26 protein-coding genes are annotated in these 25,430 nt (G+C 63.1%); 12 read left to right on the forward strand and 14 right to left on the reverse strand.

Annotated elements, in window-relative coordinates; translation table 11 throughout:
• Positions 1-77: 77 nt before the first annotated feature.
• On the reverse strand, positions 78-839 hold the full coding sequence (locus ACPW75_RS09395) for a tRNA-uridine aminocarboxypropyltransferase (RefSeq protein ID WP_045789937.1): 762 nt from the start codon (positions 837-839) through the stop codon (positions 78-80).
• Positions 840-1,005: 166 nt separating this feature from the next.
• On the opposite strand from ACPW75_RS09395, the gene ACPW75_RS09400 reads away from it, so the two are divergent.
• A complete protein-coding gene (locus tag ACPW75_RS09400) occupies positions 1,006-1,419 on the forward strand; it encodes a VOC family protein (RefSeq protein ID WP_029301010.1) in 414 nt (137 codons plus the stop codon).
• 78 nt (positions 1,420-1,497) lie between these two features.
• Here the strand turns inward: ACPW75_RS09400 and ACPW75_RS09405 are convergent, their stop codons facing one another.
• Positions 1,498-2,487 (reverse strand): D-alanine--D-alanine ligase, encoded by a 990-nt coding sequence (locus ACPW75_RS09405; RefSeq protein ID WP_016350597.1) that lies wholly within the window; start codon positions 2,485-2,487, stop codon positions 1,498-1,500.
• 200 nt (positions 2,488-2,687) lie between these two features.
• Positions 2,688-3,296, reverse strand: a complete 609-nt coding sequence (locus tag ACPW75_RS09410; protein WP_016350596.1) for a 2OG-Fe(II) oxygenase — start codon at positions 3,294-3,296, stop codon at positions 2,688-2,690.
• Positions 3,297-3,583: 287 nt separating this feature from the next.
• On the opposite strand from ACPW75_RS09410, the gene ACPW75_RS09415 reads away from it, so the two are divergent.
• Together ACPW75_RS09415 and ACPW75_RS09420 are read left to right on the forward strand one after the other, a co-directional pair.
• Positions 3,584-4,060, forward strand: coding sequence for a glutathione peroxidase (locus ACPW75_RS09415; RefSeq protein ID WP_016350595.1), 477 nt, complete (start codon positions 3,584-3,586; stop codon positions 4,058-4,060).
• 159 nt (positions 4,061-4,219) lie between these two features.
• Complete coding sequence (locus ACPW75_RS09420) at positions 4,220-5,605, forward strand: DEAD/DEAH box helicase (protein ID WP_011706241.1); 1,386 nt, start codon at positions 4,220-4,222, stop codon at positions 5,603-5,605.
• A gap of 63 nt (positions 5,606-5,668) precedes the next feature.
• Here the strand turns inward: ACPW75_RS09420 and ACPW75_RS09425 are convergent, their stop codons facing one another.
• From ACPW75_RS09425 to ACPW75_RS09440, 4 genes are all read right to left on the reverse strand, one after another.
• Complete coding sequence (locus tag ACPW75_RS09425) at positions 5,669-6,106, reverse strand: acetyltransferase (RefSeq protein ID WP_077097075.1); 438 nt, start codon at positions 6,104-6,106, stop codon at positions 5,669-5,671.
• Positions 6,107-6,113: 7 nt separating this feature from the next.
• Positions 6,114-6,605, reverse strand: coding sequence for a GNAT family N-acetyltransferase (locus ACPW75_RS09430; RefSeq protein ID WP_077097077.1), 492 nt, complete (start codon positions 6,603-6,605; stop codon positions 6,114-6,116).
• Between the two features lie 33 nt (positions 6,606-6,638).
• On the reverse strand, positions 6,639-6,971 hold the full coding sequence (locus tag ACPW75_RS09435) for a YnfA family protein (protein WP_011706244.1): 333 nt from the start codon (positions 6,969-6,971) through the stop codon (positions 6,639-6,641).
• A gap of 173 nt (positions 6,972-7,144) precedes the next feature.
• Positions 7,145-7,990, reverse strand: coding sequence for a DUF5718 family protein (locus tag ACPW75_RS09440; RefSeq protein ID WP_077097079.1), 846 nt, complete (start codon positions 7,988-7,990; stop codon positions 7,145-7,147).
• Positions 7,991-8,346: 356 nt separating this feature from the next.
• Between ACPW75_RS09440 and ACPW75_RS09445 the strand changes: the two genes are divergently transcribed.
• The 5 genes from ACPW75_RS09445 to ACPW75_RS09465 all read left to right on the forward strand — a co-directional run bounded on the left by ACPW75_RS09445 (position 8,347) and on the right by ACPW75_RS09465 (position 11,812).
• Entirely contained in the window at positions 8,347-8,919 is a 573-nt protein-coding gene (locus tag ACPW75_RS09445; protein WP_077097081.1) for a class IV adenylate cyclase, read from the forward strand.
• Entirely contained in the window at positions 8,916-9,308 is a 393-nt protein-coding gene (locus ACPW75_RS09450) for an NUDIX hydrolase (protein WP_179101472.1), read from the forward strand. The genes ACPW75_RS09445 and ACPW75_RS09450 overlap by 4 nt, the downstream gene beginning before the upstream one ends.
• 169 nt (positions 9,309-9,477) lie before the next feature.
• Complete coding sequence (locus ACPW75_RS09455) at positions 9,478-9,984, forward strand: GNAT family N-acetyltransferase (RefSeq protein WP_077097085.1); 507 nt, start codon at positions 9,478-9,480, stop codon at positions 9,982-9,984.
• A 266-nt stretch (positions 9,985-10,250) separates the two neighbouring features.
• The gene (locus ACPW75_RS09460) at positions 10,251-11,369 is read left to right on the forward strand and encodes a glycerol dehydrogenase (RefSeq protein WP_016350588.1); all 1,119 of its coding nucleotides are present in this window, start codon (positions 10,251-10,253) and stop codon (positions 11,367-11,369) included.
• Positions 11,370-11,485: 116 nt separating this feature from the next.
• Complete coding sequence (locus ACPW75_RS09465) at positions 11,486-11,812, forward strand: antibiotic biosynthesis monooxygenase family protein (RefSeq protein ID WP_077097087.1); 327 nt, start codon at positions 11,486-11,488, stop codon at positions 11,810-11,812.
• Positions 11,813-11,977: 165 nt separating this feature from the next.
• Here ACPW75_RS09465 and pdxY read toward each other — a convergent pair whose 3' ends face one another.
• The 3 genes from pdxY to ACPW75_RS09480 form a co-directional block, all read right to left on the reverse strand.
• Entirely contained in the window at positions 11,978-12,841 is an 864-nt protein-coding gene (pdxY, locus tag ACPW75_RS09470) for a pyridoxal kinase PdxY (RefSeq protein WP_077097089.1), read from the reverse strand.
• A gap of 449 nt (positions 12,842-13,290) precedes the next feature.
• On the reverse strand, positions 13,291-14,046 hold the full coding sequence (locus ACPW75_RS09475) for a DUF429 domain-containing protein (protein ID WP_077097091.1): 756 nt from the start codon (positions 14,044-14,046) through the stop codon (positions 13,291-13,293).
• 78 nt (positions 14,047-14,124) lie between these two features.
• Positions 14,125-14,691, reverse strand: coding sequence for a VC2662 family protein (locus ACPW75_RS09480; protein ID WP_076360853.1), 567 nt, complete (start codon positions 14,689-14,691; stop codon positions 14,125-14,127).
• Between the two features lie 317 nt (positions 14,692-15,008).
• Here ACPW75_RS09480 and ACPW75_RS09485 point away from each other — a divergent pair, with 317 nt between their 5' ends.
• From ACPW75_RS09485 to ybcJ, 4 genes are all read left to right on the forward strand, one after another.
• Positions 15,009-15,359 (forward strand): phasin family protein, encoded by a 351-nt coding sequence (locus ACPW75_RS09485; RefSeq protein ID WP_011706254.1) that lies wholly within the window; start codon positions 15,009-15,011, stop codon positions 15,357-15,359.
• A 93-nt stretch (positions 15,360-15,452) separates the two neighbouring features.
• Positions 15,453-17,237, forward strand: coding sequence for a class I poly(R)-hydroxyalkanoic acid synthase (locus ACPW75_RS09490; RefSeq protein ID WP_077097093.1), 1,785 nt, complete (start codon positions 15,453-15,455; stop codon positions 17,235-17,237).
• On the forward strand, positions 17,234-17,638 hold the full coding sequence (locus ACPW75_RS09495; protein ID WP_017409550.1) for a MaoC family dehydratase: 405 nt from the start codon (positions 17,234-17,236) through the stop codon (positions 17,636-17,638). Before ACPW75_RS09490 ends, ACPW75_RS09495 begins: the two co-directional genes overlap by 4 nt.
• Before the next feature lie 189 nt (positions 17,639-17,827).
• The gene (gene ybcJ, locus ACPW75_RS09500) at positions 17,828-18,061 is read left to right on the forward strand and encodes a ribosome-associated protein YbcJ (RefSeq protein ID WP_010674882.1); all 234 of its coding nucleotides are present in this window, start codon (positions 17,828-17,830) and stop codon (positions 18,059-18,061) included.
• Positions 18,062-18,210: 149 nt separating this feature from the next.
• Here ybcJ and ACPW75_RS09505 read toward each other — a convergent pair whose 3' ends face one another.
• The 4 genes from ACPW75_RS09505 to ACPW75_RS09520 all read right to left on the reverse strand — a co-directional run bounded on the left by ACPW75_RS09505 (position 18,211) and on the right by ACPW75_RS09520 (position 25,374).
• Positions 18,211-18,684 (reverse strand): DUF4442 domain-containing protein, encoded by a 474-nt coding sequence (locus tag ACPW75_RS09505; RefSeq protein WP_005300417.1) that lies wholly within the window; start codon positions 18,682-18,684, stop codon positions 18,211-18,213.
• Positions 18,685-18,833: 149 nt separating this feature from the next.
• Positions 18,834-20,585: an ABC transporter transmembrane domain-containing protein gene (locus tag ACPW75_RS09510; RefSeq protein WP_077097095.1), complete on the reverse strand. Its 1,752-nt coding sequence runs from the start codon at positions 20,583-20,585 to the stop codon at positions 18,834-18,836.
• A gap of 109 nt (positions 20,586-20,694) precedes the next feature.
• Positions 20,695-22,431 carry an ABC transporter transmembrane domain-containing protein gene (locus tag ACPW75_RS09515; protein ID WP_077097099.1) on the reverse strand — a complete coding sequence of 579 codons (1,737 nt, stop codon included), beginning with the start codon at positions 22,429-22,431 and terminating at the stop codon, positions 20,695-20,697.
• Between the two features lie 141 nt (positions 22,432-22,572).
• The gene (locus ACPW75_RS09520; RefSeq protein ID WP_017409555.1) at positions 22,573-25,374 is read right to left on the reverse strand and encodes a hybrid sensor histidine kinase/response regulator; all 2,802 of its coding nucleotides are present in this window, start codon (positions 25,372-25,374) and stop codon (positions 22,573-22,575) included.
• Positions 25,375-25,430: the final 56 nt, after the last annotated feature.

Consider the following 25,430-nt stretch of genomic DNA (forward strand, 5'->3'; position numbering starts at 1 on the left):
ATTGATTCCTGATTTTCATCAATGAATCATCCCGGTGAAGCGGCTGGCAAGCATGCCGGCCCCCTCACCCGTCTTGCTCAGGCAGCATCGGGCGCACAGGTCGCCCCATCGCCCTTGATGTCGGCCAGCGCCTGCTGCAGATGAACTTCATCCTCGCCGGGGGCCCGGCTGACCCGACCCGCCATGTAGCGGCTGCTGAAGAGATTGAACCAGAGCTGCAGTGCCTGCCCCGCCGCCAGCTCGCCGGCCACCTCCAGCACGCAGGCCGCCACCTCGGCGGTGCACAGGTGCTCGTCGCAGTGCGCTACCCGCATGCCATAGGTGGAGAGCGCGTCGGGCTTGATGGAGAGCACCGGCAAGCCGTCCAGATAGGGGCTCTTGTTGAACATCTTGCGCGCCTCGGGCCAGGTGCCGTCCAGCAGGATGAACAGCGGCTTCTTGCCAGGGAGCGGGGTCACCACCGAGGTGAGCCGGGCCGGCTCCTTCTCGCAGGCGGGAAACACCACATAGGGCTGCCAGACGGGATCCGCCAGCAGGGCCAGCAGCTCGGGATGGGGCTTGGTGCGCGACCAGAGAAACGCCCAGGTGGTATCCGGCAGCACATCGGCGATGAGACGACCGGTGTTGGAGGGCTTCATCGGCTCGCTGTCGTACATCAGCAGGCAGAAGCCGGCCTCGGCTTTGAGCTCGGGGCGCCATTCGCAGGCACACCAGTCGTGGCGCAGCTGACAGGCTTCGCAGCGCGGCACGCTGCCGCCACGGGCGAGAAAGGGTCGGGTCGAGACGCTCTTGCGCCAGATGCGCAGGCGATTGACGGCGTGATCGGGAATTGGCTTCATGGAACGCGGCTCTGGCGATGCCTGTGGCAGGACAAAAAGGGGGCAGATTGTAACGAGCCGTCCACCGCGCAGCAAGGCCCCCCATCCGGGGCAAGCCGGGAGGCCACGCCTCTCTATACTTGGTCGTCAACCCATGCACCCACGCATGGGACACAGGAGGACGACGATGGCAGAACAAGATATTGCCCGCGAGCACGCCCTGGCCGAAGGCACTACCTTCACCTGGCACGAGCTCTATCTGCCCGATGCCGAGGCCGGGATCCGTTTCTACACCGAGGTGCTCGGCTGGGAGAGCCAGACCATGGCGATGGAGGGCGGCGACTACCCCATGCTGGTTGCCAATGGCAGGCCGATCGCCGGCGTGCAGGCCACCCGGGGCAATCCCGAGATGGCCGGCGTACCACCCCACTGGGCAACCTATATCGCGGTGGATGACGTCGATGCCAGGGTGCTCAGGGTCAACCAGCACGGCGGCAGCGTGGTGGTGCCCGCCATGAATATCCCGGGGGTCGGGCGCATGGCCCTGATCGCAGATCCACAAGGGGCGCACATCTGGCTGTTCACCCCGGAAGCCATGTGACATCGCCCACCGCAACAACGACAGAGGGGCCCGCGGGCCCCTCTTCATCATTCAGCTCGCCCTGATCGGGCGCCGGCCTCAGACCGCCTTGCGCAGGATCTGCTCAAGGTAGTCGGCGAAGCGGTGACCGTGATGCTCCAGCAGTTTCGGGAACATGGAGATGGAGGTCATGCCCGGGAAGGTGTTGATTTCGTTCAGCAGGATCTCGCCCTCTTCGGTCAGGAAGAAGTCGATGCGCGACAGGTGGGTCAGTTTGAGCTGACGGAACGCCTTGAGCGCGTACTCGTGAATGGCGTCAGCCTGTGCCTGGGTCAGCCCCTCGGCGCGCAGTGCAGTCTCGGTGTGACTGGCGCTGCTGTACTTCTCTTCATAGGTGTAGAACTTGTCCTGCGGCACGCAGATCTCGCCCGGGTAGGTGGCCACCAGCTCGTCACCGTACTGGTACACCGCCACTTCCAGCTCGCGCGGCTTGACCGCTTTTTCGATCAATACCTGCTCGGAGTAACCGAAGGCATCGGCAATGCCCTTCACCAGATCCGCTTCGTTGCTGGCGGAGTAGCAGCCGACGGAGGAACCCTGGGAGGCCGCCTTGATGAAGACCTTGCCCCACTTGGCCAGCGCGGCTTTCGCCTCGCTCAGCGCCGCGTCGTTCTGCTCGGTCAGGAACAGATAAGGGGTGTTGGGGATGCCGATGGCGGAGAGCCACAGCTTGGTGCTGATCTTGTTGAAGCAGATCTTGCTCGCCTCGGCATCGCAGCCCAGATAAGGCAGGCCCGCCAGCTCGAGGAAGGATTGCAGGTCGCCGGTCTCGCCAGGGTAGCCGTGGATGCAGGGCACCACGTAATCCACCGGACGGGCCACGCTGTCAAACGACAGCAGCTTGTCCAGCCCCAGCTTGCATTCGCGGCCGTCGGCGCTGAGCCAGCGGTCGGCAAACATCTCGACCCGGGTCACGTCGACCCCAGGCAAAAGACCGAGCTGTTGCTCGAGAAAATTTGCGCTTCGCAGAGAGACTTCGTGCTCGGAGCCACCGCCGCCGCACAGCAGCAAGACATGGATGTTCTTCATTAGATGTGATCCCTTGGGAAAAGCGGCTTCGCCATCACCATTTAAAACCCAACCGCATTAAAACCGGACGAAGCCAGATACGAAGATAAGTGCGGGCCAGTGTAGCAAGGGAGATCAAGCCTTGTCAGCCGATGGGAGCCCCATCCGCCGACAACGGCCATAAAAATTCCCGCCTGTGTCAGAAATTGGATGAAAAGAGCTCAGCGCGGCGGATCGAGCCGGCCGTTGCCGCTGCCGTTGACCCGAAACCAGCCAGCGATGCTGTAGCGCTCCTGGTTGGCGGGCAACACCTCGTGGGGGAACTCTTCGGATAAAAACAGCACCAGTCGCCCGCCTCGGGGCGAGACATCCATCAAAAACTGCTCGTCGTCATCGTACATCCGCAGCACCCCGCCCGCCTGGGGTTGCCAGTCGTTGTTCAAGTAGAACACCGAGGTGAGGCGGCGGTTGGAGCGCCCGGCGAAGGCATCGCGATGGGTGGCATAGAAGTCACCGCTACGATAGCGGGCAAAGTGGGCCTCGTAGTCGAACAGCCCCAGCATCAGCATCCGGTTGGCGGCCAGCCGCAGTGCCTCCATGCGGGCCAGATAGTCGGCCACCGGCGCACCGAGGGAGGGTTCTAGCCAGTGGATCTGATCCCGGCGAATGGCGCGGTTGTCCTGATGCAGGGCATCGCGGCCGATCCCCGCCGGCCGCCACGCATCCGGCAGACACGCCTTGAGGGCATCCACCTCGGCGGCGGTTAAAAAATCATCCACTATCACCCATCCCCGGGTGTAAATGGCGTCCATGACGGCTTGATAGTCCAAGATTGACTCGCAACAAGTGGAGAGAGCGCGCTTTTTAGCGACTTCCAGGGCAAGACACAAACCGGTTTGCTTATCCTCAGAAGTCCCACCATCAATACGCTATCCGGGCGCACAAGGCCCCCATTATCTGGTCGCCCTCGCCAACCTGTGATCCGGCGCACTCAAATGGCCTCAGACCGGGCCAGATCTTTCATGGCAAAGGGAAAAGCGGCGCTTGCTCCGCGCCGTCGCGCCCGTTACCGTGGAGCGATACGCCCTGAATGGGCCCCATGCAACAGGAGTGCTTCATGTCATTGCCCGACCTTATCCTGCAACGCCTTGACGGTACCGAACTGCCCTTGTCCACCCTGCAAGGCCAGGTCGTGCTGGTGGTCAACGTCGCCAGCCGCTGCGGCTTTACCCCTCAGTACACCGGACTGGAGGCGCTTTATCGCGAACTGGGCCCACGCGGGCTGGTGATCCTCGGCTTCCCCTGCGATCAGTTTGGCCATCAGGAGCCGGGAGATGCAGAGGAGATCGCCCGCTTCTGCTCCCTCGACTATCCGGTCAGCTTCCCCATCATGGCCAAGTGCGAGGTCAACGGCGAACAGGCGCACCCCTTCTATCAGTGGCTCAAGAAGGAGAAACCGGGCCTGCTGGGGCTGGAGAACGTCAAGTGGAACTTCACCAAGTTTCTGATCGACCGGGATGGCAAGGTGGTTGACCGCTTTGCCCCCACCACCAAACCCGAGAGCCTGCGAGACGATATCCTGGCCCTGCTCTGAGGCCGCTGCACGCAGCGGCCGGACAACGCGACACGGCTGCTGCGTGCAGGGCGCGCATCTGCTATATTACGCCCCCGTTATCATTTCCATCTTGTGGCGGGTGCCAGCGCACCTGCCATCCGCTGAGCCCAAGGCTCACCAGAGGAGTCTCTCTCGAACATGTCATTCAACGAACTGGGTCTGTCTCCGCACATCCTGCGGGCCGTCAAGGAGCTGGGTTACGAACAGCCAACCCCCATCCAGCAACAAGCCATTCCCGCCATTCTGGCCGGACAGGATGTGCTCGGCGGCGCCCAGACAGGCACAGGCAAAACGGCCGGTTTCACCCTGCCCATGCTGCAGCGCCTGCTGGCCAACCATGGCCGTGGCCGCCGTCAGGTGCGGGCCCTGGTGCTGACCCCGACCCGCGAACTGGCTGCCCAGGTGGGTGAGAGCATCATCAAATATGCCCACCACCTGCCGTTTCGTACCCTGATCGCCTACGGCGGCGTCAGCATCAAGCCCAATCTGGACGCCATCAAGCTCGGCATCGACATCCTGGTGGCTACCCCGGGCCGTCTGCTGGATCTGCTGACCCAGGGGGCGCTGACCCTGTCCGAGCTGGAAGTGCTGGTGCTGGACGAAGCGGATCGCATGCTCGACATGGGCTTCATCGTCGACATTCGCCGCATCATGAAGGCGCTGCCGGCCGAACGGCAGACCCTGCTGTTCTCCGCCACCTTCTCAAGCGAGATCAAGGCGCTGGCGGATGACCTGCTCAAAGAGCCCACCCTGATCGAGGTGGATCCCAGCAACACCGCCGCCGAGCAGGTGACCCAGCGCATCATTCAGGTCGACCGGGAACGTCGCCGCGAGCTGCTCTCCCACATGATCGGCCGCGGCAACTGGCAGCGGGTGCTGGTGTTCGTGCGCACCAAGCAGATTGCCGATCGCCTGGCCCAGCAGATGCAAAAAGACGGGCTCGATACCGTCGCCATCCACGGCGACAAGAGCCAGGGTGCCCGCAACCGGGCGCTGGCAGATTTTCGGGAAGGCAAGGTGCGGGTGCTGGTGGCGACCGACATCGCCGCTCGCGGCCTCGACATCGATCAGCTGCCCCACGTGATCAACTTCGAACTGCCCCAGATGGCGGAGGATTACATCCACCGCATCGGCCGCACCGGCCGCGCCGGCCGTGGCGGCGAGGCCATCTCGCTGGTGAGCCAGGACGAGCTGGGCCAGCTCAAGGGCATAGAGGCGCTGATCGGCCAATCCCTCTCGGTGGAGATCCTGGAAGGGTATGAGCCGAGCGGCAAGCCGAGCCGGCAGACCCTGCCGGGCAGCAAGCCGGTACAAAATCCGCCGCGTGCCCGTGGCGCCGCCAATGCCAAGGGTGGCAACGGCAAATCCGCCGCAGGCAAGAGCAAGGCGAAGAGCGATGGCGGCAAGAAGCCTGCCCCAGCCCGCAAGCGGGAAGTGGTGGGCGAGGATATCGGCTTTACCCCCATGCGCCGCCTGCCCAAGGCCCAGCGCGACGACTATCAGGACAACTCCAACGAGGAGTAACAGGCCTTCCTGCTCACGTCATAAACAAAAACCGCCCGAGGGCGGTTTTTTACTGGGCCGATGTCACTGGCCTGCCAGTGTCATATGCAGCAATGGATAGGGTTTGCCCTGCCCGTCCAGTGGCGAGCGCCCCACCACCTCGAAGCCCAGGTGGCGATAAAAGCCGAGCGCCTGCTCATTCTGCTCGTTGACGTCCACCCGGGTCGCCCCCAGCCGGGCGATGGCATCGGCCACCAGCAGGCGGCCAACCCCGCCCCCACGCAGCGCCGGGTCGATGAACAGCATCTCGATGTTGCCCTCGTGCACCCCGCAAAAGCCGGCGATCCCCTGGTCGTTGCGGGCGCAAGTGAGGGTCACGGCGTCAAAGTAGTGTTCCAGAATGAGCTCGCGCAGGGTGGCGATCTCCTCATCCGGCAAGAAATGGTGGGTAGCGCGCACCGACGACTCCCACAGTGCGATCAGGGCCTGATAATCCCCGCGTGATGGCTGTTCCAGTTTCATATCGTACTCACTCAACAGATTGATTGTTTGGAGCCTGCCCGGCCGGCGCCATGGCGTCGACATGCTTGAGGACAAACCCCTTCTCGATGCCGGCCTTGAAGCCGAGCGACGCATAGAGCCGGTGGGCCGCCTCGCGCCCCTCCCCCGACAGCAGCATCACCTTGTAGCAATCCTGCTGCCAGGCGAGCGCGAGGGCATGGGTCAGCAACTGTCGGCTGATGCCCCGGCGCCGAAACGCAGAGGCCGTCACCACGTGCTCCACCATGCCAAACGGCCGGCCGCCATTGGTCAGGGTCGCTACCACGCCGAGCTGGCAGGTGGCCGCCAGCTGGCCATCCACCTCCGCCACCAGCAGGTGAAGATGAGGCTGCGCCAGCAAGGCCGTCAGCGCCGTACGGGCAGCATCCGGCGCAAGTGCAGGGTCATGGGGGCGCAATTCCCGATAGAGCGCCAGCAGACCGGTCATATCCTGCAGAGTACAGGCCCTGATGAGCGTCATCCTTCTTCTCCTTGAACTGCGGGCGATGCGGCTTCACGCCTCGCGGGGGGCAAACATGATGATGGCCATGCCGCACAGGGCCACCAGCGACCCCACCAGATCCCACAGGCTGGGCCGGATGCCGTCCACCAGCCAGAGCCAGAGGATGGCCACGAAGATGTAGACGCCACCATAGGCGGCATAAACGCGCCCGGCCGCGGTCGGATGCAGCGACAGGAGCCAGGCGAACAGCATCAGGCTCAACCCCGCCGGCAGCAGCAGCCAGACGCTGCGCCCCTGGGTCAGCCATAGATAGGGCAGATAACAGCCCAGGATCTCAGCCAGCGCCGTCACCAGAAACAACCCCATGGTTTTCAACTCGCCCATCGGCTACCCCATTATTCAACAACGTATTCAGCAACGTGTTCGGCAAAAAGAGCAATGGTAAGCCAAATGGCCGAGCCGGGTAAGCGGGATCAGGCAACAAACGCGAGGGGGAAGGATAGCGGATGCAACGCGCAGCCGGCCTTCCCCCGCCAGCACGGGGGAAGGCCGGGTCATCAGCGGGTCTTGACCGCCTGCAGCAGGACAGACAAATCCGGCCCGAACTGACGGGTGCGAATGGCCTCACGGATATCACTTTCGCTATAACGGCTGGCCGGATAGAGCAGCACGCAGGCGGTGTCGCCGGGCTTGAGGAAGTGGGTCTCGCCAAACGGGGTATAGCAGGTGGCGCCGATGCTGATGAGGGCATGGGCCGGGCGCCCGGCCTGGGCCAGCAGCCCCTGGATGTGCTCGGCCGGCCCCTCGTCCTGCTGATGGTTGAACTTGTCGATGGCCCACGTCAGCAGCTGGCCGTGGAAGTAGCTGTAATCCACCGCAGCGCTGTCGACCCCGTAGGGGTACAGCTCGCCATCCCGCTCCAGATAGCAGGCGATGCGGTAGTCATCGAGCTCGCAGCCGGCGGCGAAATGGGAAAGGGGGAGCAACGTGGGGGCCAGCCCCTTGCTCTCTTCGCCCCAGTTCTTCTTCTCGCTGATCTTTTTGGCGTTGGGACGACGGATGGAGCAGTCGTTGTAGGCACCAAAGGCGCGCGGATGGATGGCCACCACCTGCTCCCCCGCGTACTCTAGCTCGCACCAGAGCGCCACTTCCGGCTCTATCTGCACCTTCTCATCGCCGCTCACCGCCGCTTCCGGCAAGAAGATGGCGTCGCCGCTCAAGGGGAAGACCCCGAGCTGGCCGGGGTGGCCCGGCACGTAGAAGGGGAACAGCGCCTTGGGGGCGCTGGTGTCACGCACCACCACCGCCACGAAATCCGAGGCCTCGCCGGCCTGCTCCAGATGACCGGCGAAATTGCCCGCCACCCCGAGTCCGATAAACTTGCTCTCTGCTGTCACTTGCATCTTCTCACCTGCCTCTTGCCAAAGCGAAGGCAGCGGCCCGGCACGGGGCGGCTGCCGCAAACGTGGCGAGGATTAAAACACAAGGGTCTGCCCTCACCCAGCCTGCACGCCCCATCCTGTGCGCCAGCGCGAACTTTTGCCGGCCGCTCGGCGAGCTTGTGAACAACCGCCATGCCCAAACTGACTCGACCGTGTGCGGTGCCTGCCCTTGATCAGGGCGACAGGCTGCGCATTGATCAACCATGGCCCCCGGAAACAGATCGTTTCCACATCCTACCGCCTTGCCCCTTGGGCCAGCCCGCCAACTTTGCTAGGCTGCCCGCCATGCCAATCTGCACACTCAAGGATGCCTGCCGATGTCAGCACAGCACTTTCAGGGCCGCTTCGAGGTCGAGTTCAAATACAGGCTCGGCGATGTCGAGGCCTTCAGCATAGCCCTCGCCGCCCTCAATCCCGAGCTGATGCTGGAGCGCAACCAGGAGCAGGACACCTACTTCGACACGCCGGACCGCAGCCTGAGCGCGGCGGGCAAGAGCCTGCTGATCCGCGCCATGCAGCCCTCCGGCATCCAGCTCTGGATCGTGAAGGGGCCCGAACCCGATCGCTGCGAGGCGGTCAACATCACCGACGCCGACAAGGCCATCAGCATGCTGCACACCCTGGGCTACCAGCCGATACTGACCCTTCGCAAAGTGCGCAGCATCTATTTCGTCGGCCCGTACCACGTCACCCTGGATCACCTGGCGGGGCTTGGTGATTTTGCCGAGCTGGCCATCATGACCGATGACGAAACCCTGCTGCCAGATTATCGCCAGCAACTGCTGTCCCTGGCCGCCCAGCTCGGGCTGAACCCCGAATGGCTGGAGACCCGCTCCTATCGCACCCTGTGCGGACAAGCCACCACCCCATCACCAGAGAGACGTTCATGATCGACAAACTCGCCTGGCTGACCTTCAAGGATCAGCAACTGCTCTGTGCCCGCTCCCACGGCAAGCACATCTACTACATTCCCGGCGGCAAGCGCGAAGCGGGAGAGACCGATGAAGCGGCGCTGATGCGCGAAATCGAGGAGGAGCTGGCCGTGGCACTCAAGCCCGACACCCTGGCGTTTGCCTGCGAGTTCAGCGCCCAGGCCGACGGCAAGCCGCAGGGGGTCAACGTCAGGCTGCGCTGCTACACCGGCGAGGCTGACGGCACTCCCGTCGCCTCGGCGGAGATCGCCGAGCTGCGCTGGCTCGACAGCCGCCATATGGCCGAGATCTCTCCGGTTTCCCGGCTGCTGTTTGCCTGGCTGGTCGAACAGCAGCTCATCCGCTGAGGGAAACCCGCCTGGAGGGCGTGATCGGGCGCACCCGGCGAGCGACAACGACTTGAAATTGGCGGCAGAAACGGCGAGTCTAGCCAGTCATCCTGCCGCCGGTCCCGTTGGCGGCAGGCGCCGCGGCAGACCGGGCCGGCGGCGTGAACTTCGTTGACAAGGACTCCTGATGGACATAGTTGAGGTTGATACCACCCAGGGCATCAAGCCTGCCCTCATCACTTTGCTGCAAGACAGCGTCGCCAGCGGCGCGTCGGTGGGCTTCCTGCCGCCGCTGACCGAAGAGCAGGGGCTCGTCTATTGGCAGGGCATAGAGACGGAGCTGGCCGCGGGCAGCCGCCGGCTCTGGGTCGCCTTCCTGCAACACCAGCTGGTCGGCGCCCTCCAGCTCTCGCTGTGCACCAAGGCCAATGGCCGTCACCGCGCCGAGGTGGAAAAACTAATGGTGCACAGTCTCCACCGTGGCAAGGGGGTCGGCCGTGCCCTGATGGCCAGCATGGAGCAAGGAGCCAGAGAGGCCGGCCGCAACCTGCTGGTACTCGACACCCGGGTGGGCGATGCCGCCTCCCGCCTCTATCGCCAGCTCGGCTACCAGGAGGCGGGCCAAATCCCCGCCTTTGCCCGCAGTGCCGACGGCACCCTGGCGGCCACCCTCTTCTTCTACAAGCAGCTCTGAGCCGCGCATCGCCTCCGCTTCGCACGCCTCTACACTGCTCGCCCCTACTCTGTAGCCACAGTGCGCCCTCCCCATGGAGGGCGCGTTGCGTTACCCCTTCAGCTTTCAAAAACAATCAAATTATCATCAAGATTAATTTTGAATCTGCTATAGCCCCATTTGCATATGATTGTTCCTTCACCTCACACCAGACGAGGCGTATGGTGTGGCAGAAAGACCCGTTTGCATACCAAGCGGATGCCGCTCACTGCCTTGAGGAATACTGCATGCCTATCCTGCCTCGTACCGTCACCTCCCCCAAGAAGTTCATCATCGGCCACGATCTGCTGCCCCAACTCCATGATCACGTAAAAGATTTCGGCGACAACGCCCTGCTCGTCAGCGACGAGTTCATTCTGGAGCGAGTGCGGGAGGAGGCGCTGGCCGGCCTGCTGCAGGCAGGTCTGAAGGGGGCGGTCGAGAAGTTCAACTACGAATGCACCGACATCGAGATCCGCCGCCTGTGCGATCTGGCCGAACAACAGGGGGCCAACGTCATCGTCGGCATCGGCGGCGGCAAGACCCTGGATGTCGCCAAGGCGGTGGCCTTCTACCTGCGCCGCCCCGTGGTGCTGTTTCCCACCATCGCCTCCACCGATGCCCCCTGCACCGCCCTCGCGGTGATCTACAACCCGGCGGGCGAGTTCGAGCGCTATCTGTTCCTGCCCCAGAACCCGGATGTGGTGATCGCCGACACCGCCATCATAGCGGCGGCCCCCGCCCGCTTCTTTGCCGCCGGCGTGGGTGATGCGCTCGCCACCTACTTCGAGGCCCGCGCCTGTTACCGGGCGGACGGCATCAATCTGGTGGGCAAGCGCCCCTCCCGCACCGGCCTCGGGCTGGCCCGGCTCTGCTACGAGCTGCTGGGGGAGAACATCGAGCTGGCGATGGACGCGGTGCGCCACCATGTCACCACCCCGGCGCTGGAGCAGACCATCGAGGCCACCATCTATCTGAGCGGCGTGGGCGCCGAAGCAGGCGGCCTGGCGGCGGCCCATGCGGTCAACAACGGTATGTCGGTGGTGGCGGATCTGCACCGGGCCCAGCACGGTGAGAAGGTGGTGTTCGGCCTGCTCACCCAGCTGGTCCTCGAGCGCGCGCCCCAGGCCGAACTGGACGAGGTGATGCGCATCATCCAGCTGGCCGGCCTGCCCATGACCCTGCAGGAGATGGGGCTGAGCCGTTTCGTGGAGAGCGAGTGGCGCCAGGTGGCCAAGCTTGCCTGCGATCCCCTCGACACCATGGGCAACATGCCGATGAGCGTCAGCGAGCAGGATGTCTACCACGCCATGATCGCGGCCAACGCCATGGCAGAGCGCTACCGGGCCCGCCACCCACGCGCCTGATCGGCACGCAAGCAAAGCCGTGATCATACCGACCAGGCCGGCCCCAGCGGCCGGCCTTGTCATTCCCTACCCAACCTGCTGCAATGGCCCCTTTATCCTTGGGACAAGGAGTCACCATGATATTGGAAGTCGCCCCTCTGCAGGTCATCCCCGGTCAGGCTGCCGCCTTCGAGCTGGCATTCTCCCAGGCCCAGCGCATCATCAGCACCATGCCGGGCTACGGCGGACACCAGCTCCAGCGCTCGCTGACCGATCCCCACCGCTATCTGCTGCTGGTCAACTGGCAGCGCCTCGAAGATCACACCCAGGGCTTTCGTGGCTCACCCCAGTACCAGCAGTGGAAGGCCCTGCTCCATCACTTCTACGATCCCTTCCCCACGGTCGAGCACTACCGGCAGGTAGTATTCGATGAGGCAGAGCAGCGGGAACAGGATAACGACTGACCTGAACCGGATGGACCAGGGTAACGGCTGAAGCGGCATTGCCTCGTCAGGTGTGCAAGCAGATAAGTGGCGCGGGGGGCTGTTAACTGAGAGATGGGAAAGGATGATCAGGGGGCTAAATGAGCGCGGATCATCCGCGACCAGACTTGGCCCCCAATGGCGCGATCAGGCCAGCCGTTCGGCCCGCGCCTTGATCAGGGGGGCAGCAAAGGCATCCTGAGCCGCGATCAGCTGCAACTCATAGGCATCGGCCTGCCAGGTGTGCAGCAGTACCGTATCCACCGCCGCGTTGGTGCGCTCGAATGCGCTGACGGCATCGTAACCCGCCTGCAGATTGGCCAGCATCAGCGCGCTGATGAGATCCCCCACCCCCACCGGCTGGCGGGCAAACTCGTAGAGCGGGCGGTCGATCAGATAATCTCCCTCGGGGGTGGCCAGCAGCATCTCGAAACGGCCCGGCTCGCGAGCGGCACGTCCAAGATGCTTGACCAGCACCATCTTCACCCCGCGTGCCAGCAGCTGATGGGCGGCGGCCCGCGTCTGCGCCAAATCCGTCAGATGGACGTCGCACAGGGTCTCCAGCTCCAGCAGATTGGGGGCCATGATGTCGGCCGCCGGCAGCGCCTGCTCGGTCAAGAAACGGGTCACCCCAGGGGCGACGATGCACCCTTTCTCCGGATGGCCCATCACGGGATCGCAGAAATAGATGGCGGCAGGATTGGCTGCCTTGACCGCGGCCACCACCGCCAGGATCTCGTCCCCCTGCTCCGCCGAGCCCAGATAACCGCTCAGCACGGCGTCGCAGTGGGCCAGCACCTCGATGTTCGAGAGCCCTTCGCACAGGGCGCTGATATGCCCTGCGGGCATCGCCATTCCTTGCCAACCGGCCGCATATTGGGTGTGGTTGGAGAACTGCACCGTGTTGATTGGCCATACCTCCATACCGAGACGGCGCATGGGAAACACGGCGGCGCTGTTGCCGGCACAGCCGAACACCACGTGGGACTGGATAGAGAGAATGCGTTTCATCGACATCACCGCAGAGAAGAGTCAGGGGAAAGGCGCAATATATCGGATGAAGATATTGATCTTCCACCCTTGATCAGCACAAACCCTTATTTGGTCGGCAAAATTCTCGATAACGCTGGTTGCCATTGCCATCACCGGCCCCCTCTACACTGACATGCCGCAGCTTGCAACCGCGAGCATGGCCGACATGGCTTGATAAGGTGGTACAAAACTCTTGTTTGATGGCATATAAGATTAACAAGTGAGCTTTTTGTGCGTAGAGCCATTTGATGACGAGTAAACCGGCAGATACCTGCGGCAGCCCCGGCCATCGGCCATCAAGGCAGCAAGGCAGCAAGGCAGCAAGGCAGCAAGGCAATGTAGTGGAAGGAGGCAACGGCGTCGGTGCAAATGAAGGTATCACCAGCCGGCCAAAGGTCGGATCGGGCTAGTCGGCCCGATCCGGTTTATCAGGGGCGAGCAAAGTGGTAGACCCAACCCTCGTCCAAAGCCATCTCGGCAGGTGGCGCCACCAGTGCCGGCAACAGGGAAACGCTCCCCTTGGCGGCGTATTGCAGCGCCATCAGGGCGCAGATGGCAGCATCGTAGCGATCGGTCCCCGCCGTCACATCGGCCGGCAGATGCGCCAGCAGCTCGGCGCGCACCGCCGATGCCTTGCCACCCACCTTGGCGAGAGCGGGATAGACCTCCAGCACGGCGCGGTCGGCCTGCGGTTGCTGCTTGGGCACCAGCTGCAAGTCGGCCAGTCGGGGCAGCATGGCGAGCGCCAGGGTCGCGTTGTTGCCGAGTCTGTCGAAGGTGGCCGAGAGCGGCTTCTTGCCATATTGCCGGTGCAGCCAGCGCTCGCAGTCCCGATAGGCATAAGGGTTGTCTATCTCGCGCTGGGGCACGGCGCACTCGGTCGCCCTCCCCGCCAGCAGCTCGCCCAAGGTGCGAGGAAACGCCAGCGGCGCGTCGATCCCCAGCGCCAACTGCGGGCAGGCCAGCACCTGCAGCAGGTGGATCTCGTCGTGCAATGCCGGGCGCAGCAAGGCATCCAGATCCGGCGCAACCCGTGAGCTCAGTCGAAACAGAGGCGATACCCCAAACCAGTGCAGCCGCTGTTCACGCGCCTGCCACCCCACCACGGCCACCGCCTGGGCACTGCCCTGCCAGCCTCTTACGTCCCAGCCGATGCCGATGGCATCCATGTGTTCCATTGTCATGCCAGTGTCACCTCTGCACGCTATCAATGCTGCACAGGGTAATGGCTGGCGCCCCTAAAGCAAGGTTGGCGGCGCGGCTTAGAAGGATTTCTTGAAATTGATCAGCGGCAAGATGGGGAAAACCCCGTTCTCGGCGTAGTTGGCGAGGCCAATCTGCAGACCGTCCAGGTGTTTGGTGGCGTTGATGAAGCCCAGCTGGAAGGTGGTGCGCTCGGCATAGTTGACGAAGCCGACGTTGGCCAGGGCATTGCCCTTGGCGATGTTGACGGCCCCCCAGTTGAGGCCCTGCACATTGTTGGTCAGGTTGACGAAGCCAAGGTTGACGCCCTTGTCCTGACCCTCGTGCCAGTTGACGGCGTTGATCGCCACCCCGCCAAACTGGTGGCGTACTCGGCCGGCACCGAGGAAGATGCCAAGCTGCAGACCGGTGAATTGATCCACGTCGGAGAGGGCGAAGACCGGCAGATCGATCCCCTTCACCTGACCGGTGCGACCATAGAGCACAGAGGCTCTGGCCCCCTCGACCTGATGGGACGCGGGCAGATTGACGCCGGGCAAGGAGAGCTGAACAGGGGTACTGGCGTGGGCAACGCCGCCACCAAAGGTCGCAGCCCCCAGGGCAAGCAGCAGGCGAGCAGGTTTCATCGATGCATTCCTCAAGACTCAGGCAGTGGCGTCAGCCTACCAGCCCCGCGGCCTGGGAACGAGACCAAACGGACGTGGCTGCGTCACCCCTCGTCTGAGTCGGGCCAATCAAACTGGACAGACCAGAATCAATGTTTAGCCCAAAATTAACATTTATATTATTTACATCAAGCCTCATTTGATAACACAATGCTTAAACGTACGTTTGAACAGAGCAAATGATACGTAACGACTTAAGGATGTAGTCGCACAGTTGTAAACCCAACCCGGGCCATCGGCCCTTTTGCAATACCTTCTGCCAACCACGGAGACGCGCGATGAATATGGACGTAATCAAGACCTTTACCGAGCAGATGCAAGGCTTTGCCGCCCCCCTCACCCGTTACAACCAGTTGCTGGCCAGCAACATCGAGCAGCTGACCCGGCTGCAACTGGCGTCCGCCAACGCCTATGCCGAGCTGGGGCTGAACCAGCTGCAGGCCGCCGGCAAGGTGCAGGATGCCCAGAGCCTGGCGGCCCTCGGCACCGTCCAGCTGGAGACCGCCAGCCAGCTCTCCCGCCAGATGCTGGACGACATCCAGAAGCTCAACACCCTCGGCCAGCAGTTCAAGGATGACCTCGACGCCCTGGCTGCCGACGGCATCAAAAAGAGCACGGGCAAGGCCTGATATCCCCCTGGCTGCCCGCTGCGGGCAGCCACATCTCCCCATGCTCCGTCACGACAGGCTCGCCCTGCGCCGGGGATGGGTGAAGGAGAGAACATGAGCCAATCATCTTACGGCCCGCTGTTCGAGGCCCTGGCCCACTACAACGACAAGCTGCTGGACATGGCCAAGGCGCAGACCGAGCGTACGGCCCAAGCCCTGCTGCAGACCAATCTCGACGATCTCGGCCAGGTGCTGGAACAGGGTAGCCAGCAGCCCTGGCAACTGATCAATGCCCAGATGAACTGGTGGCAGGATCAGCTCAAGCTGATGCAGCACACCCTGCTCAAAAGCGCAGGCCAGCAGAGCGAACCGCTCATCGCCCCGGAGCGCAGCGATCGCCGCTTCAAGGCCGAGGCCTGGAGCGAGCAGCCCATCTATGACTACCTCAAACAATCCTATCTGCTGACCGCCAAGCACCTGCTGGCTTCGGTGGATGCCCTCGAGGGGGGGCCCCAGAAGAGCCGGGAGCGGCTGCGTTTCTTTACCCGCCAGTACATCAACGCCATGGCCCCCAGCAACTTTCTGGCCACCAACCCGGAGCTGCTCAAGCTGACCCTGGAGTCTGACGGTCAGAATCTGGTGCGCGGGCTGGCGCTGCTGGCCGAAGATCTCGAGCGCAGCGCCGATCAGCTCAACATCCGGCTGACCGACGAGTCCGCCTTTGAGCTCGGCCGGGATCTGGCGATGACGCCAGGCCGGGTGGTGCAGCGCACCGAGCTGTATGAGCTCATTCAGTACAGCCCGACCACGGAAACGGTGGCCAGGACGCCGGTGTTGATCGTGCCGCCCTTCATCAACAAGTACTACATCCTGGACATGCGGCCCCAGAACTCTCTGGTGGCCTGGCTGGTCGCCCAGGGTCAGACGGTGTTCATGATCTCCTGGCGCAACCCGGGTCCGGCCCAGGCCGACATCGATCTCGACGACTACGTGGTGGACGGGGTCATCGCCGCGCTGGATGGCGTGGAGGCGGCCACTGGCGAGCGGGAAGTGCACGGCATCGGCTACTGCATCGGCGGTACCGCCCTCTCCCTGGCCATGGGCTGGCTGGCCGCCAGACGCCAGAAGCAGCGGGTTCGCTCCGCCACCCTGTTCACCACCCTGCTCGACTTCTCCCAACCGGGAGAGCTTGGCATCTTCATCCACGAGCCCATCATTGCGGCGCTGGAAGCCCAGAACGAGGCCAAGGGCATCATGGACGGGCGCCAGCTGGCGGTCTCCTTCAGCCTGCTGCGGGAGAACAGCCTCTACTGGAATTACTACATCGACAGCTACCTCAAGGGACAGAGCCCGGTGGCGTTCGATCTGCTGCACTGGAACAGCGACAGCACCAACGTGGCGGGCAAGACCCACAGCAGCCTGCTGCGCCGGCTCTATCTGGAGAACCAGCTGGTGAAGGGGGAGCTCAAGATCCGCCACACCCGCATCGATCTCGGCAAGGTGAAGACACCGGTGCTGCTGGTCTCTGCCATGGACGATCACATCGCCCTCTGGCAAGGGACCTGGCAGGGCATGAAGTTGTTCGGTGGCGAGCAGCGCTTCATCCTGGCTGAATCTGGCCACATCGCCGGTATCGTCAATCCGCCGGACGCCAACAAGTACGGCTTCTGGCAGAACGACGCCGAGGCCGCCAGCCCCGAGGCGTGGCTCGCCGGCGCAAGCCACACCCCAGGCTCCTGGTGGCCGCAGATGGCGACCTTTATCCAGAGCCGGGAAGAGGATCCCGCCCCTCTCCCCGCCCGCATCCCGAGCGAAGGGCTGGAAGCGGCCCCCGGCAGCTACGTCAAGGTCCGGCTCAACCCGGTCTTTGCCCAGACCCCCGAGGAGGTGCCCGCATGAGCACGCTTCCCTTCGAAGTGGGCCAGCAGGCCAGCCTGATCAAGCGGTTCGGGGCGGCAGAGGTCGAGGCGTTTGCCGGACTGTCGGAGGATTTCAATCCGCTGCACCTGGATCCCGCCTTCGCCGCCACCACGCCGTTCGAGCGCCCCATCGTGCACGGCATGCTGCTGGCCAGCCTCTTTTCGGGGCTGCTGGGTCAGCAACTGCCGGGCAAGGGCACCGTTTACCTCGGTCAGAGCCTCGCCTTCAAGCAGCCGGTGTTTGTGGGGGATGAGGTGACGGCAGAGGTGGAGATCATCGCCCTGCGCAGCGACAAGCCCATCATCACCCTGGCCACCCGCATCCTGACGGCAACCGGCGCCATCGCCGTCAGCGGTGAAGCCGTGGTGAAGTTCGGCTGAGAAGGGTTTGCCCCATGATCTCAGTCAGCCCGGCCACTGCCGGGCTGACTGCTATGGTGTGCGCCCCCAAAATGGTCTTGCAAGCCACAATTGCCTGCATAGAGGTGCCCTTGCCCTTTCTTTGACGGCCCGAACTGCCTAGAATAACCGCCCTGCTGTTTCAGCCATTTATCCACTAGAGGATTTCCCATGGAGACGTTTCTGCTCGAAGGCCACCCCTTCGTTGCCTTGTGCGACCTTATCAAACATCAGGGTTGGGCCGATTGTGGCGGTGCGGCCAAGGCGCTGGTCGCCGAAGGGCTGGTAGAGGTGGACGGTCAGGTCGAGACCCGCAAACGCTGCAAGATCGTGGCCGAGCAAGTAGTCAACTTCAACGGCATGAAAGTGGTCGTGAAAGAAGGCGTCAGCCCCGAGATCCTCTGATCCCGACGCTCTGCCACGCAAGCGCTACCCAGCATAGTGGCCAAGCTGATGGCCAACTTCAACGGCATGAAGGTGGTGGTGAAAGAAGGCGTCAGCCCAGAGGTCCTCTGATCTCGCTTGAATAAGGGCGCCGACGCGCCCTTTGGTATTCAGCTGGCCTTGATCGACAGGGTCAGCACGAAGCGCGCCATCGCCTCATCCCCGTTCAGCGACGGACAGGTGGCCACCACTTGGATGGGGCGGTTGATGCGCTGACCGCTGGCCAGCGACTCGTCGATCATGGCGTCGATCTCCTCCCCGGCTGCGCAGTCAAACTGCACATCCCCCTCGGGCCGTTTCAGAAACTCCCCCTGCACATCCTTGAAGGCGAAGTGCACCTTTTTGCGCCGCTGCCGCCCCTTCTCCATCACCAGCAGACCGCCCACCAGATCGGCGCCGGTCGCCAGCGCGCCGAAGTACATGCTGCCCAGATGGTTGCGGGTGCGCCAGCCGAGCGGGATGCGAATGCGCAGCGCCTTGGCGCTCATCTCTTCGATGACAGGGGCACAAAAACCGATGACGGGGATGTAGCGCCAGGCAAAGAGCCGCAGTGCCAGGTTGGCCTTCAAACGTTGCAAATCCATATGCGAACTGATCCGATGAGTTGATGTAAACAGCATGTTGCCAGCATGGCTGGCGTTCGACAAGGACGCGGATCACGCTTGCCACCATTTCACCACCCAAAAAAGAGGGAACCGCACGGGTTCCCTCTGCTCATTCCTGTGGCGGTCGATCAGGCCCGCTTCTCTTCCAGCCAGGCTCCCTGGCTCTGCATCTCGAACAGCTGGGCATAATGGCCACCCAGCGCCATCAGCTCGCCATGGGTACCCCGCTCGTTCACCTGACCGCGAGAGAGCAGCAGGATCTCGTCCGCGTCGACGATGGTCGAGAGGCGGTGGGCGATGGCGATGGTGGTACGGCCGCGCCGTGCCGCCGCCAGCGCCGAAGAGAGGGCCAGCTCGGTCTGGGAGTCCACGCTGGCGGTCGCTTCGTCCAGAATGAGGATGCGCGGATCGCCCACCAGGGCGCGGGCAAAGGAGAGCAGTTGACGCTGGCCGGCGGAGAGGTTCTTGCCCCCCTCCTCCATCAGGGTGTTCAAACCCTCCGGCAGGCTCAGCACGAACTCAGCCAGCTGCACCTCGGTCAGCGCCTGCCACAGGCGCGCCTCGTCGATGCCGTCGCGGCCAAGGCGCAGGTTTTCCGCCAACGTCCCAACGAAGATAAAGGGATCCTGCTGGACCAGCCCGATGCTGCGGCGCACCGCCGAGAGCGACAGGCTCGCCATCGGGTGATCATCGAAGCGGATGAGGCCCTGATCCAGCGGGTAGAAGCCCATCAGCAGGCTGATGATGGTGGACTTGCCGCTGCCAGTGTGACCCACCAGCGCCAGCATCTGGCCCGGTTTGGCGGTAAAGCTCACGTCCCGCAGCACCTGTTGCTCGCCATCGTAGGAGAAACTCACCCGCTCGAAGCTCACCTGCCCCTGGAGCGGGCGCAGCTCGCCGTCGGTGCTCTCGCGGGTTTCATCGAGCAAGGCAAAGACCCGCTCCCCGGCTACCATGGCTTGCTGCAACTGGTTGAGCTGGTTGGTCATCTCGATGAGCGGCTCAATCATCCGCCCCAGATAGCTGATGAAGGCGTAGAGCACCCCCACCTGGATGGCACCCTCCGCACTCAGCCCCTCGCGGGCAAACAGCGCCAGCAGGCCGATCAGCACCATCATGTAGAAGAGATCGATGAGCGGGCGCAGCAGGATGCCATTGATCTTGAGGCTCTTGAGGCGCGCCGCCCAGTGCTGCTGATTCACCTCGGCAAAGGCGTTGGCAAAATGGCGCTCCTGCACCATGGCCTGAATGACCGGCATCCCCTGCAACGACTCGTTGAGACGGCTGTTAATGTTGGAGAGCAGGCTGCGGGTCGCTCGCACCACGGGCACGCTCAGTTTCTGATAAAGCCACATCACGCCGCCCACCGCCGGCAACAGACAGGCACACACCAGCATCAGCCGCAGATCCAGCAGCGCCATGGAGATGAGGATGCCGCACAAGAGCACCACCTTCTGCACCAGCAGCCCGATCACCTGCACATAGAGGTTCATGATCGCCTCGGTATCGTTGGTGATGCGCGAGATGAGCGAGCCGGAGCGATGCTGGTCAAAGTAGCGGGCCGGCAACCGGATGGCGGTGGCGAACACCTGCTCGCGCAGCCGCTGCACCACCGCCTGGGCGATGCGGTTGAAGCGCAGGGATTGCAGGTAGAAACCGGCCGCAGACAAGACCTGCAGGCCGAGATAGCCGGCGGCGATGGCCGCGATGGCCGGCCACACCAGCTGGCGCGGCGCCAGATAGTCGTCGATGAACAGCTTGATGAGCAAGGGACCGGCCACTTCGGCGCCGGTGGCCAGCAGCAGGCAGATCCCCGCCTGAATGAGCCAGCGTGGATAACGGGCGCAGTACCCGAGCAGTCGTTTGATGGTCGGGTTCACAGATGCTCCTCCACGTCTTGTTTCAGCCGCTGATGATGAGGCCCCAGGCCAACATACCAGTACTCAGGCTCAGCGCCACACAGAGTGAAGGTGCTCTTGATGAGTGGACTCACAGGCTCTCCTCCACGTCTTGCTCGAGACGCTGGTAACGCACCATATCCGCGTACCAGCCGTTGTGGGCCATCAGGGCACCGTGGCGACCCCGCTCACTGACATGGCCCTCTTCCAGCACCAGGATCTCGTCGGCCTGCTCCACCGCCGTCATCCGGTGGCTGACCAGGATCAGGGTACGCTTGTGGGCCTTGAGGGCGTGCAGGATCTGCTGCTCGGTGTGGGCATCCACCGCCGAGAGGGCATCGTCGAGCACCAGGATGGGCGCCTCCAGCAACAGGGCTCGGGCGATGGCAAGCCGCTGTTTCTGGCCACCAGAGAGGGTCACCCCCTTCTCCCCCACTTCGGTCTCATAGCCTTTGGGGAAACGGCTGATGTCGTCGTGCACGCAGGCGATGCGCGCCACCCGCTCAATCTCCTCCCGGCTGGCATCGGGGCGGCCGAGGGCGATGTTGGCGGCAATGGTGGTGGAGAAGAGAAACGGCTCCTGCGGCACATAGGCAAACTGACCACGCAGCTCACCCAGCGCCAGTTGCGAGATGGGCACCTTCCCCATGCGGATCTCCCCCACTGTAGGGTTGGCCAGTCGCATCAACAGCTTGAGCAGGGAACTCTTGCCCGCGCCGGTGCGCCCGACGATCCCCAGCATGCCGCCGGCTTGCAGGGTGAAATCCACATTGCGCAGCAGGGTGCGCTGCTCGAGCTGGTAGCTGAGCGCCACGGCGCGCAGCGGAAAAGCCGAGACCAGCGCCACCGGATGGGCCGGCTCTTCGATGTCGCTGCGCTCGGCCAGCAGACTTTCGATCCGTGAATAGGCGGCGCTGCCGCGCTCGATGATATTGAACAACCAGGCGATGGCGAACATGGGCCAGATCAGCTGGCCGAGGTACATGGTGAAGCTGGTGAGCTCCCCCAGGGTCAACTCGTCACGCAGCACCAGGGCGCTGCCGCCGGCCACCGCCAGAAAGTAGGAGCAGCCGATGCAGAGGTAGATGACGGGATCGAACTTGGCATCGATGCGGGCCACCGCCATGTTGCAGGCGCCCGCCTCTCGGGTCAGCTCGGCAAAGCCGCGATCTTCAAGCGATTCCACCGCATAGGACTTGAGCACCCGCACGCCGGAGAGGGCTTCCTGGGTCTTGTTGTTGAGCCGGGAGAAGGCTCCCTGCGCTGCCTTGAACTCCTTGTAGATCTGGGTGCCGAAGCGGTTCATGAAGAACGCCATCACCGGCAACGGCAACAGGGAGAGCAGGGTCAGTTGCCAGGAGTACTGGCTGCACATGATGGAGAGCACCAGCACCCCGACGATGATGGAATCCACCAGGGTCAGCACCCCTTCCCCGGCGGTCATCTCCACCGCCTGGATGTCATTGGTGGCGTGGGCCATCAGATCGCCGGTTCGGTGGCGCTGATAAAAATCCGGGCTCATGCGGGTGAAGTGGCTGAACAACCGGTTGCGCAGCACATAGGCGAGCCGATAGGAGGCGCCAAACAGCATGACTCGCCACACGTAGCGCAGCAGATAGATGAGCAGGCCAAGACCCAACAGCCCGGCCAGATAGCCCGTCAGAGTTGCACTATCAAGGGATCCTTTGGCGATGCCATCCACCACCCAGCCCACCACCTTGGGCGGGATCACGGTCAACAGGGCCACCATCATCAACAGGGAGATGGCGATCAGGTAACGCCGCCACTGCTCCTTGAAGAACCAGCCCAGCCTTGCAAATACGCTCACGTAGATATCCTTTGTCGCGACCGGCCCAGGGCCGGCGCCCATCACAGGGAAACTCAATGCAATCGCCCCCGGCTGGGGGCGATACGAAGGGGTCATGATAGCCTGAAGCAAACGGCTTGAGAATTATTGCTATTTCACCTGTTACAACAAGCGATCATCACGCTGTCCGAAGCCGGCGTACGGTGTTTCATGCTGCTCTCCGGTGAGCAGGAAGTGGGACACCTCCTCCCGGGTCAGACTGAACACCTGTTGCAACTGCTCCAGATCCTGCTCGGTCAGCTCCTCCTGCTGGCGCAACCGCCACTCCAGCTCACCGGCCATGATCTGCAGACGGGAGGCGGAAATATTGGCGGAAACCCCCTTGAGAGTATGCAGCAACCGGCAGGCGATATCGGGCTGCTGACGACGCAGGGCGGAGCGGATCTCCCACAGGTCGTCCTTGTGCTCCGACATGAACAGCTTGAACAGGATCTGCAGCGCCTCCTTGTCCTGCTCCAAGCGCCTGAGGGCATCCTCCAGATCCAGCACCCCCATCAGATCAGGCGGTTTCACCTCGAGCGGCACCCGCCGCTCGCCGCTGGCGCTCTTCACCCACTGCAGCAGGTTGTTGTAGAGATCGAGCTTGCTGACCGGCTTGGTAACATAGCCGTTCATGCCAACCCCGAGGCAACGCTCCCTGTCCCCCGGCATGGCGCTGGCGGTCAAGGCGATGATCGGAACATCGTGCTTGTCGACCATCTTGCGGATCTGGCGAGTGGCATCCAGCCCGTCCAGCACCGGCATCTGCAAGTCCATCAGGATCACGTCGAAGGGCTGCTCGGCCACCCGCTCGACCGCCTCCCGACCGTTGCCCACCACGGTCACCAGGGCATCGACCCGGCGCAGGTATTCGATGATGAGCTGCTGGTTGACCCGGTTGTCCTCGGCCAGCAATACCCGGATGCCTTGCAGCAGCTCACGAAAATGCTGCTGATCCCCCTGCGCCTCGGCCTGGCGGAACTGCTGATCGTGGGAGCTGCCGTTGAGCAGCTCGTCCACCTTGGCCAGCAGGGCATTTTCGGTCATCGGCTTGGGCAGGAAGTGGGTCAATCCCATGCTCTCCATTCGCCCATGCAGCCCCTCCTTGGCCCAGGCACTGGTCATCAGGATCGGCAGACGACGCCACTGACTGTGCTGATACATCTCGAGCGCCAGATCCAGCCCGTCTTCCTGCCCCATGCGCCAGTCCAGAATGGCCAGCCGGATATTCTGTCCCTCTTCCCGCAGCACCTGGCGGGCCCGGGAGAGGCTGTTGACCGCCATCACCCTGGCACCGGCCCGACCCAGGATATCCTTGGCCAGGTCCAGCACCAGCTCGTTGTCATCCATCACCAGCACCAGCGGCTGATGCTCGAAGAAGACCCGCCGCCCGGAGACGCCGTAAACCGCCTTGGTCATGGGGATCTCGAACTGGAAGACAGAGCCCGTCCCCGGCTTGCTCTGTACCGTGATCCGGCCCCCCATCAGTTCGACCAGACGCTGGGAGATGTTCAGCCCCAGTCCGGAGCCGCCGTATTTGCGAGTATTACCGGCCTCCAGCTGGGTGAAGGGCTGGAACAGCTGGGCCTGTTTCTCCTCGGCGATGCCGATACCGGTGTCACGCACGCTGAAACGCACCTGCATGGGGTGCTGGTTGACCAGGGTGATGGCTACTTCCACCTCGCCCCGCTCGGTAAACTTGATGGCGTTGTTGACCAGATTGACCAGCACCTGGCCGAGGCGCAGCGGATCGCCGCGCAGAAAATCCGGCACGGCCGGCGACTTGTTGATGATGACTTCGACCTGCTTGCGCTCGGCCAGGTCGGCAAACATGCCAGCCAGCGAGTCGATCTGCTCGCTCAGATCGAAGTCGATCTCCTCCAGGGTCAGCTTGCCGGACTCCACCTTGGTCAGATCCAGAATGTCGTTGATGAGCAGCAGCAGGGTATCCGAGGAGGATTTGATCTTGCTGAGGTAATCCCGCTGCTGCTGATCCAGCTCGGTCTGCAGTGCCAGTGAGCTGAACCCAATGATGGCGTTCATGGGGGTGCGGATCTCGTGGCTCATGTTGGCCAGAAAATCGCTCTTGGCCTGGGCCAGCAAGCCGGTCTGGCGCGACAGCTCGCTCAGCTTCTGGTTGCGCCGCCACAGGGTCACCGCCACCAGCCCGAAACAGAGCATGGCCCCCCCCAATACCATCAGATAGAAGCGGCTCTTGAGGGAGGAGGCCTGCTCCATCTTGCTCTGCTTCCAGAGTGACAGCCCCTCCAGCTCGTGCATGTCGATCACCTGGTTGCGCAGCACATGGTACTCCACCACCTGATGGCTGACATCCTCGCTCAGCTGGGCCAGCCCTGCCACTTCGGGATTGGAAGGATAGGCCGTCTTGAGGCGGCGCTGCAGGGCCTGCAACCGCAGCTGCTCGCCCTTGTCCCAGCTGCGCTTGAGGTAGTGACTGAGCTGGGCCAGCTCGGTCAGATCGATGGCCAGTTGAGAGTCTGCCGGCAAGGTGGCCAGCAGGCCGTTGAGCTGCTTTTGAAAAGGCTGCTCTATGTACTCTATCGCCATCTCCATGGAATAAAGCTTGGCCAAGTCGAGCAAATAGCTGTCGATGTCGTGCAACAGGGATTGGGAGTGAGGATTGTCGGCAGAGTCGGGATCGTTGCGCACCTGGCGCACGAAGCTGTCGAGGTTGCTCGACAACTGGTTGAGACGTTGCTGTACGTTGCCGTCGTTGGCCTTCTCGCGGCCAAGCAGATAGACGGTGTCGGTATTGACCCGGTTGAGGATCAACTCTGCGGCAACGCTGAGCTCGGAGGCCTTCTGCTGCTGGCTGAGCAGCTGCCAGCAATAGCCGGAAAACGCCAGCAGCGATACGATGATCAGGCTAAGCACAACACGATTGACCCGTGTCACATTATTCATCCCGTCTCGATTCTCATGTCATGGCCACGCATCCACCGACATCATGTCGACACAGG

This window comes from Aeromonas sp. FL131 (genome assembly GCF_049860615.1).
In the GTDB taxonomy this organism is placed as follows: Bacteria; Pseudomonadota; Gammaproteobacteria; order Enterobacterales; family Aeromonadaceae; genus Aeromonas; species Aeromonas hydrophila.